Below are 5,105 nucleotides of genomic sequence, written 5' to 3' on the forward strand. Positions count from 1 at the left end.
TCCCTGATCAGCATGATGTTGTCGGCGCCGATTGGGATTTCGCCGCCGACAACATCATGCTGATCAGGGATGATGCGACGGGCGACGCGACGAAAATCGTCGCGCCGCAATTTGCCGCCGATCCGGAATTCCTCGATTTCGAGCGTTTCGTCGAAGGCAACATCTCCAGGCGCCGCGTGCAGAGGGGCGAATTGGGCTTTTTGAAGCCGGTGATCAGCCGTGCCTTCCTCGACCGCCATAGGTTGAGCTACGACGAGAGCCTGCGGCTGGGCGAGGACTATGAACTCTACGCCCGCGCGGTCGCATGCGGAGCGCGGTTCAAGGTCATTCGCTCCTGCGGCTACGGCGCCATCGTCCGCGCCGATTCCCTGAGCGGCCGCCACAAGACCCAGGACCTGAAGCGTTTGGCCGATGCGGATCTGGCGCTGCTGGCGATCGACAGCCTGCCGGAAGGCTCGAAGGCGGTGCTGCGGCGGCATGAACGGCACGTGCGCGACAAATATCGGCTGCGTAATTTCCTTGACGTCAAGGCCGAGCGGGGGCTGGGCTCGGCTGCGGCTTACGCCTTCGCCAGCCTGTCCAACCTCGTCCCCATCGTCCAGGGCGTGGCTTCCGACAAGCTCGAGGCGCTGTTTCGTCGTGTGGGCCTTGTGTCCAGCCAAAAGCCTGTGCCGCCGCTGCGCTTTCTGATGGCCGGAACCAGCACGGGCAAGGAACGCTGAGAGCGGTCCCGATGCAGCGATTTGTCCACTCGCGGCATGTCATCACGCAAACCATTTCGGTCGGATTTATGAGTTTACGAATTGGGTGGTTGCCTCGCGGCTCCGACGATGGCAGTCTATGTTGCGGTGCAGCATAGTGGACGACCAGCCGAACTTGGCCCCCGATCGGATTGGTCTGATGTCTCTCCCTCAAAAGGAGCACGACAACGCAACACGAGTTTTTGAGCCCCGGCTGCGGGGATCGGCCAGAAGCCCGGCCCACAAGCCGGCGATGACGGGAACCTGAGTTCATGGCCTCGATATTCGGTTTCAGATCAAGGGATCCGGCCCGCGACCGTCAGGCCGATGTTTCACGTCTTGATCGTCTGGCAAAGCTGTTCGAGCAGATTGCGGCCGAGATCGAGGCCGAGAGAACCGGGCTTGAGAATCGCTACCGGACGACGTCGACCAACGCCGCCTTTCTGGTCGAAGCGATGGAAAACGGCTCTGCTTCCGACAAGCGGTCTTCGGAAGTCAGCGCACTGACACAGTCGATCCTGAATTGCGAGCGCCGCATCGCGGCGCTGTCGCGCCAGGACGGCATGATGAAAGAGCTCCGTCATTCGCTGGATACGGTCTTTGACGAGGATGCCTCCTCGGCCGCCGCGGCGGAATTCGCCTGGCCGGCAGGCGCCGGCAGAGGTTGAACGTGAAGGCTCGGAACTGTTGCAACAGATTTGATGCAAGGCGGGAAGCAGAAGCAATCGAGAGGGTCACAAGGAAGGTCAAGGTTGGCCCGTGCAGGAGCGGTTCGAACGTCGACTTTGGGTTGGGGACACACAGCGCAAAGGTGAGTTTGGTATGAATTGGAATCCGAAACCTACGACGGCAATTGACGCACCGCCTCTCGCATATCGGACCGGACAAGCCGCCCGGCGGCTGGGGTCGCTCGGTGCGTTGCTGCTGGCTGCTCTTGGCGGTTTCCTGGCAACCCCTTCCCATGCCCAGGACATTCCGACATCGCCGTCCTTTGTCGATGATTTCAAAAGCTTCGACCGCACGCGCTGGTATGTTTCCGACGGCTGGAACAACGGCAGCCATCAGAATTGCACCTGGTCGAAAAATATGGTCGAACTGTCGAATGGTGTGCTGTCGCTCGGCTTCGAAAAGCAGACGCTGAAGGATCGCGACTACGTCTGCGGCGAGATCCAGACCAAGCAGCGCTTCGGCTATGGCACCTATGAGGCACGGCTGAAGACCGATACCGGCTCCGGCCTCAACGCCGCGTTCTTCACCTATATCGGTCCAAGCGACAAGCAGCCCTGGGACGAGATCGACTTCGAGGTCCTGACCAAGGACACCTCCAAGGTGCAGGTCAACGCCTATATCGCGGGCAAGGGCAAGAACGAGAAACTGGTCGACGTACCGGGCGGCACGGAGAAGGCCTTCAACGACTACGCCTTCGTCTGGCAGAAGGACAGCTTGCGATGGTACGTCAACGGCCAACTGGTGAACACGATTACCGACCCGGCGAAGCTGCCCAGCCATGCACAGAAGATATTCTTCAGCTTTTGGGGCAGCGATACGATGAAGGGCTGGATGGGAGCGTTCGCGGATCCGGGCCGCAAGCTTTCCCTGCAGGTCGAGCGGGTCGCCTTCACGGCGCTCGGCGAACCCTGTCAATTTCCGGAATCGCTGGCATGCAGTGTAAAGTAGTTGGGAAAGTCGATTTGAACCGGCGGGGCCGAAAACGGTCCGCTGCCTTGCATGGGAATGAAACCGAATGAATTTGACGGTGTTTGGAATTGGCTATGTCGGCCTCGTGCAGGCGGCGGTGCTTGCCGAAGTCGGGCACCAGGTGGTGTGCGTCGACATCGACGCCGCCAAGGTCGAGCGGCTCAACCAGGGCCTGGTTCCCATTTTCGAACCCGGTTTGGAAAACCTCGTCAAGGAGAACCATGCCGCCGGCCGCATCAAGTTCACAACGGATGCCGCCGCCGCTGTCAGGCACGGCGAGATCCAGATGATCGCGGTTGGCACGCCGCCGGGCGAGGACGGCTCGGCCGACCTCAAATATGTGCTGGCAGTCGCCGAGACCATCGGCCGCGAAATGGACAAACCCAAGATCGTCGTCGGCAAGTCGACTGTGCCGGTCGGCACCTGCGAAAAGGTGAAGGCCAGGATCGCCGACACGCTGAAGAAAAGAGGCCGCGAGGACCTGGCTTTCGATGTCGCTTCAAATCCGGAATTCCTCAAGGAAGGGTCCGCGGTTGCCGACTGCATGAAGCCGGACCGCATCATCGTCGGCACCGACAGCGAGGACACCGAGGCTGTGATGCGCGAACTCTACGCGCCGTTCAATCGCAACCATGAGAAGATGATCGTGATGGACGTGCGCAGCGCAGAATTCACCAAATATGCCGCCAACTGCATGCTGGCGACCAAGATCAGCTTCATGAACGAGATGGCCAATCTGGCCGAACAACTCGGCGCCGACATCGAGGAGGTCCGCAAGGGCATCGGCAGCGATCCGCGCATCGGCTACCATTTCATCTATCCGGGCCTCGGCTATGGCGGCTCGTGCTTCCCGAAGGATGTGCGGGCGCTGATCAAGACCGCCGAAGGCGTCAAGTTCGACGCCAAGCTGCTGCGCGCCGTTGAGGAGCGCAACAACGCACAGAAATCGGTTCTCTTCGACAAGGTGGACCGCTATTTCAAGGGCAACCTCAAAGGCAGGACCTTTGCGCTCTGGGGTCTGGCCTTCAAGCCCAACACCGACGACATGCGTGAGGCGCCGGCGCGCGTCCTGATGGAGGCGCTCTGGAAGGCCGGCGCCAATGTGCAGGCCTATGATCCCGAGGCGATGCAGGAATGCCAGGCCATCTACGGGCTGCGCGACGACCTGCTTCTGTGCGGCACCAAGGAGGCAGCGCTTCGCGGCGCCGATGCGCTGCTGATCGCCACAGAATGGAAGAGCTTTCGCGCGCCGTCCTTCGACGCGGTGAAGGACGCGCTGACCACGCCGGTCATCTTCGACGGCCGCAACCTCTATGACCCCAAGGTCATCGCCCGCCACGGCATCGAATATCACTCGATCGGCAGAATGGCGGCATGAGACCGGGCCCTGGCAGCCGGATGCAAGACCGGTCCGCACACGGCCTGCGGGCGCTGGGGTTGAGCGCGTATTTCTGTGTGGAGTTGTAGCTGATGGTGCTGGACGTAAAGCCGGAGCAAATCACCAAGAATCATTTCGATCTCGTCGCGATCGGTTCCGGCTTCGGTTCGGCCTTCTTCCTGCATGAGTTCGCCAGGCGCCGAAAGGCGCGCATTCTGGTGCTGGAGTGGGGACGCCACAACACCCATGAATGGCAGCTCGAACAGAACGTCAACACCGACATCGAAGACGAGACGACCTACAAGACCAATTCCGACAAGCCGTGGAACTACACGATCGGACTGGGTGGCGGGACGAACTGCTGGTTCGCGCAGACGCCAAGATTTCATCCCAATGATTTCCGGCTGAAAAGCACCTACGGCATCGGCAATGACTGGCCGATCAGTTATGACGACGTCGAGCCGTTCTACTGCGACGCGGAAGACATCATGTCGATCTCCGGCGACCCCGACATGGCGGCGATGCTGCCCCGCTCGAAGCCGTTTCCGCAACCGCCGCATCGCATGTCGACACCGGACAGGATGATGAAGGCGGCGCAGCCCGACCAGCACTTCGTCATGCCAACCGCGCGGGCTCGCGTGCCGACCGCGCAGCGCAGCTCGTGCTGTGCCAATCTGCGTTGCTGGCTGTGCCCGGTCGACGCCAAATTCACCGTCAACAACGGGTTGATGCACGTCTTCGAGCATCCCGACATCTCGGTCTGCCTCGGTGCGGAAGTGCGCCGGCTCGATCACGTCGGCGGTGCTGTCCGTTCGGTCACGTTCAGCCATGACGGCAAGGAATACCAGGTCAGCGGCGATCTCTTCATTCTCGGCGCCAATGCCATCCAGAGTGCGGCGATCATGCTGCGATCCGGCCTGGGCGGCGAATTTGTCGGCAGCGGCCTGCATGAATCCTACGGCTGGAATTTCGAGGTCTATCTCGACGGTGTCGACAATTTCGACGGCAGCACCATCACAACCGGCCTGAATTTCGGCCTCTATGATGGTCCTCACCGATCGGAGCATGCGGCGGCACTGGTCTATTTCGAGAACCGCTGGCAGCACGGAATGCGTGCCGAAAAGGGGCGGCTACGCCAGGCGCTGCCGTTGGTCGTGGTCACCGAGAACCTGCTCGACCCCGAGAACTACGTCACGCTTGACGCGGATGACAATGCCTTCGTCAGCTTCAAGGCGCCATCGGACTACGCGGTGAAGGGCATGGCGCGCGCTCTGGAGAAATTGCCTGAC

5 protein-coding genes are annotated in these 5,105 nt (G+C 61.1%); all 5 read left to right on the plus strand.

The window, feature by feature from the left end; genetic code table 11:
- The coding region (locus EN914_RS23755) for a glycosyl transferase family A (RefSeq protein WP_127389301.1) at window positions 1-722 on the plus strand (722 nt) is incomplete at its 5' end.
- A 290-nt stretch (window positions 723-1,012) separates the two neighbouring features.
- Complete coding sequence (locus EN914_RS23760; protein ID WP_024501833.1) at window positions 1,013-1,408, plus strand: hypothetical protein; 396 nt, start codon at window positions 1,013-1,015, stop codon at window positions 1,406-1,408.
- A gap of 154 nt (window positions 1,409-1,562) precedes the next feature.
- The gene (locus EN914_RS23765; RefSeq protein WP_024501832.1) at window positions 1,563-2,417 is read left to right on the plus strand and encodes a family 16 glycosylhydrolase; all 855 of its coding nucleotides are present in this window, start codon (window positions 1,563-1,565) and stop codon (window positions 2,415-2,417) included.
- A gap of 67 nt (window positions 2,418-2,484) precedes the next feature.
- On the plus strand, window positions 2,485-3,816 hold the full coding sequence (locus tag EN914_RS23770) for a UDP-glucose/GDP-mannose dehydrogenase family protein (protein WP_013528109.1): 1,332 nt from the start codon (window positions 2,485-2,487) through the stop codon (window positions 3,814-3,816).
- 92 nt (window positions 3,817-3,908) lie between these two features.
- On the plus strand, window positions 3,909-5,105 hold a 1,197-nt coding region (locus EN914_RS23775; protein WP_164778873.1), incomplete at its 3' end, for a GMC family oxidoreductase.

This window comes from Mesorhizobium sp. M7A.F.Ca.CA.001.08.2.1 (genome assembly GCF_003998455.1).
Lineage (GTDB): Bacteria > Pseudomonadota > Alphaproteobacteria > Rhizobiales > Rhizobiaceae > Mesorhizobium > Mesorhizobium ciceri.

What these genes read in the sequence shown, in the direction of transcription:
- EN914_RS23760 (WP_024501833.1), top strand. Translation starts at nt 1,013, where the DNA reads ATGGCCTCGATATTCGGTTTCAGATCAAGGGATCCGGCCCGCGACCGT.
- EN914_RS23765 (WP_024501832.1), top strand. Translation starts at nt 1,563, where the DNA reads ATGAATTGGAATCCGAAACCTACGACGGCAATTGACGCACCGCCTCTC.
- EN914_RS23770 (WP_013528109.1), top strand. Translation starts at nt 2,485, where the DNA reads ATGAATTTGACGGTGTTTGGAATTGGCTATGTCGGCCTCGTGCAGGCG.